The sequence below is a fragment of the Cellulophaga geojensis KL-A genome (assembly GCF_000568425.1).
Classification (GTDB): domain Bacteria; phylum Bacteroidota; class Bacteroidia; order Flavobacteriales; family Flavobacteriaceae; genus Cellulophaga; species Cellulophaga lytica.
This window is the reverse complement of the sequence record NZ_ARZX01000060.1, coordinates 1-1,716: the sequence shown is the minus strand read 5'-3', so window position 1 is coordinate 1,716 and position 1,716 is coordinate 1. Positions and strand designations below refer to the sequence as shown.

The 1,716-nt window shown below is 30.6% G+C and carries 3 protein-coding genes; all 3 read right to left on the bottom strand.

From position 1 onward, the window contains the following. Nucleotides 1–44: 44 nt before the first annotated feature. The 3 genes from KLA_RS17125 to KLA_RS17115 all read right to left on the bottom strand — a co-directional run bounded on the left by KLA_RS17125 (nt 45) and on the right by KLA_RS17115 (nt 1,666). Entirely contained in the window at nt 45–929 is an 885-nt protein-coding gene (locus KLA_RS17125; RefSeq protein WP_034647368.1) for a DUF5677 domain-containing protein, read from the bottom strand. Nucleotides 930–1,095: 166 nt separating this feature from the next. Beyond that, nucleotides 1,096–1,293, bottom strand: a complete 198-nt coding sequence (locus KLA_RS17120; RefSeq protein WP_034647366.1) for a hypothetical protein — start codon at nt 1,291–1,293, stop codon at nt 1,096–1,098. Then, on the bottom strand, nt 1,286–1,666 hold the full coding sequence (locus KLA_RS17115) for a DUF2750 domain-containing protein (RefSeq protein ID WP_013621063.1): 381 nt from the start codon (nt 1,664–1,666) through the stop codon (nt 1,286–1,288). The genes KLA_RS17120 and KLA_RS17115 overlap by 8 nt, the downstream gene beginning before the upstream one ends. Between the last annotated feature and the right edge of the window lie 50 nt (nt 1,667–1,716).

The window sequence follows — 1,716 nt, the reverse complement described above, 5'->3', positions numbered from 1 at the left end:
GAATCCGCCGTAATTGTGGTTATACATTGTTGTAACCAGTTTTTTCATTCCTCAATTCCAAATTTATTCCAGAATTCAATCACATATCTTGATGATTCGTCAATCTCCATATATTTATCTTTTGCGAATTCATATTTGTTTATGAAGGAAATTATAGAAACACAATTTATAACACGTATATTATTTAAAGTAGTAACAGTGGTTTCAGCATTAAATGAATCTGCTTTGCTCATCTTTCCTTCGTTAAGTTGAATCATCGCAATAAATTCAGAGTGGGCATAATTTGAATATAGTTTGTAAACTTTTTCAAATAAATCCGTTTTCAATATGCTCTGTTTTAAAAGTTCAGACCAACTCATAATTCTAGGTAAACCATACTTGTCCAATTTCCACAATTGCTGTTGTTTTAATTTCGAATAATAAGGACTTGTTTTGATGGTTTTTTTCAGTTCATTTATTTCCGCTTTTTCTCTTTCCATTTTGGACAAAAACTTTTCATTTTTTGTTTTTCCAAAATCTTGTCTTGCCATAAAACCTGAAATTCTCCACAGATTATATCTGAATATTTGTTCTTCTCTTGATAAATTATTGAAGTATAAATATTCTAAAGTCAAAAAGGATTCAATTACTGACCTTGTCAATATGTAAAGTGATGACCTGTCAATAATTAAGGGTCTCTCTTTTCTATTTAATATGCCAAATTCAATGCCTTTTGATAACTCTAATATGCTTCGAGAAGTAAAAATTATTTTGATTAAAAGAGTTTCCTGATATACTTCGCCGATGTCCAATTTTGGTTTGGTATCATAAAAAGACTGCACTACAAAAGCATTCTCTTGCAAAACTTTTTCGAGACTTGGAATTAAAGAAGAAAGATTTAAACTATTCGCTTCGTTTATAAGAGTTTTTATTTTTTCTTCATTATTCATATTCTCATTTTGTCCAAATTGGTGCTAACGGTTTCGTATAACCGTCAGTTACGGACTAAATTAGTCAAAATTTTCGGATTAAAACTCAAGCCATAGCAATTCCGAGTGGATTCGGACGTAGTCGAATCCACCGTAATTGCGGTTATACATTGTTGTAAAACGTTTTTTATTTTCCATTTCCTCGATAACTGGGATTCGACATAAATTCTCCAACTATTTCTCCTTTTTCATCCACTTTCCAGGCTCCTTTTATGAATTCGGGTGGAACTTCTTGTTTTCCTTCAAATTCTTTGTCCAAAACATAAACCCAACCATTCGGATTATTTTTTGCCTCTTTAATCAGTTCAGGATTATTCTTATTCATATTGGCTTAATTCAAATAAGAGATGATTTTTCATATCCACAGCAGAAACGTGAATAGTATTAAAATCCGAATTTGGAAATCCTGCTAATTCCACGTTTTCTTTTTCCAAATCAGTTAGCCATTCCATAAAGTCGTGAATATCATATTCAACAACTTTATAGTTTTTCCAATCGTCAGTTAGAAATAATTCCGCAAATTCTTTTTCAGGCCAAACAGGAATAACACTCAAATCATTTGAGCCTATCATAACATATTTATCTTCATCATCAGAAATAAGATATATGGTTTCAAAGTCAGCTACTTTTCTCAATAGGTATCCATATCTTTCTTTTGAGTCAAGTCCAAAAACGTTATTTATTTTCTGTTGGTTCATTCAAATGTTTTACAACGGTTACCTTTATTTTGATTTATTAATTTAATAGA